Source organism: Phyllobacterium sp. P5_D12 (genome assembly GCF_054049495.1).
The window spans coordinates 1-1,678 of record NZ_JBFUMG010000760.1; the positions used below are offsets into that span (position 1 = coordinate 1).

Genomic DNA, 1,678 nt, shown 5'->3' on the forward strand with positions numbered 1-1,678 from the left:
CCGCTGCTCCGGTCGCAGCGACTGATATACAAGTGCATTGCCGTTGTCATTTCATAAAAACGCGAACTGTCATAATCAGTTCGTCATGCCATGTTAGTCGGCGAACACGTCTTGAAGGAGAATTCAATGTCGCGGATCACGACAATCGAACAGCTCGAAGCCATCTACGGCGGCGGCATAACTGAAGCATCCACAGCCAAAGTTGCCGCTCGGATTACGCCGGAATACCGCAAGTTGATCGAGGGTTCACCCTTTGTGGCGCTCGCAACAAGTGGTCCTGAAGGTCTTGATTGTTCACCACGCGGTGATCTCGCGGGTTTTGTAAGGATTCACGACGAATCGACCTTGATGATGCCAGATCGCCGCGGCAACAACCGCGTTGACTCGCTCCGCAATATAGTTCGAGACCCGCGCGTGGCTTTGCTCTTCCTCATTCCTGGACTGACGACAACGTTTCGCGTCAACGGTCGTGCATTTGTCGAAACGGATCAGGCACTGCTTGACAGCTTTGTTGTCGATGGAAAGGCGCCGCGTTCCGTCACTGTCGTCGAAGTGGAGGAAGCCTATTTTCAGTGCGCTCGTGCATTAATTCGCTCCGAACTATGGAACCCGGCCAAGCAACGCTCGGCAAAAGAGTTCCCCACCCCTGGGCAGATACTGGCGGCGCTCAGCGAAGATCGCGTTGGCGGCGAGACCTATGACCGCGAATGGCCGGAGCGTGCCGCCAAGACAATGTGGTAGGTTACGCGGACTTGTTGTTATCGATCGCAATTTCCAAGCGGTCCGCGGCAAAGCGGGTTTTCGAATATTGAATTGGATGGCCTTTGGTATCTACGTTAATGGCCGTTGCAACAAGAACAATAGCTCCGGGGGAGAGTTTCAGATGGCGCAACTCCTCCGCTTCGGCATGACGCGCCGCAATAAGTGTCGACTTGCGCAAATAGTCGTCTATTCCCGCAGCTTTAAGAGCAAATGTTATTGAACCGGATGAGCGATAGTCTTCTGCCACGTTGGGTACGCGCGCCGCATCGAACCAGGCTGTGGCACAGGAAACCGGATTGCCGTCTGCAGTGTGCATCGTGTCGATCCTGATCACTTGCCCCGATGGCATATCTAGCGCCGCGGCAACATCGACGGGTGCCTCTTCAAGGCGATGGGCAAGCAATATTCCCTTGGTTTCGCGTACCTGAGTGGAAAGGATCTGCGAAAAGCGCGTGCGCTCGCCGATCCGGTAGGTGAGTTTCTTGCTGTTGGCGACAAAAGTACCGCGTCCTTGTTCGGCTCGCACGACGCCCTCCTTGGTGAGCGCGGCGATAGCACTACGTATCGTGTGGCGATTGACCGCAAAACGCGTAGCCATTTCAATCTCAGGCGGCATGCGCGCGCCATTTGCCAGTTTTCCCGCCGAGATATCACCCCTGATCTGATCTGCGATCTGGCGCCAGATTGCGACGCCACTGTTGCGTGTGATGAATCGTGCCGATGTCACGTTCTGTCATTCTCCTGTCATTGACCCGATCTATAAACATAGCTATTGTCTAGTTGTATAGATGACTAGACAAATTTTAGCGAGGTGTCAATGGGCAACGAAAATTCAAGCGCCACTCCGACTTCTGGCGAAGCAGATTTCGGGCGCAAGGCTGCCATGGCCTTGCTGGCACAGGCAACTGTGCAGGAG

At 54.6% G+C, this 1,678-nt stretch carries 2 protein-coding genes; one reads left to right on the plus strand and one right to left on the minus strand.

The window, feature by feature from the left end:
- The first annotated feature begins 126 nt into the window (after positions 1-126).
- Positions 127-741, plus strand: a complete 615-nt coding sequence (locus ACXJ5O_RS26145) for a pyridoxamine 5'-phosphate oxidase family protein (RefSeq protein ID WP_457302451.1) — start codon at positions 127-129, stop codon at positions 739-741.
- 1 nt (position 742) lies between these two features.
- On the opposite strand, the gene phnF is transcribed toward ACXJ5O_RS26145, so the two are convergent.
- Positions 743-1,489 (minus strand): phosphonate metabolism transcriptional regulator PhnF, encoded by a 747-nt coding sequence (gene phnF, locus ACXJ5O_RS26150; protein WP_457302452.1) that lies wholly within the window; start codon positions 1,487-1,489, stop codon positions 743-745.
- Positions 1,490-1,678: the final 189 nt, after the last annotated feature.

Bases quoted from the DNA above. Each gene is read 5' to 3' on its own strand.
- ACXJ5O_RS26145 (WP_457302451.1), top strand. From the start codon at position 127: ATGTCGCGGATCACGACAATCGAACAGCTCGAAGCCATCTACGGCGGC.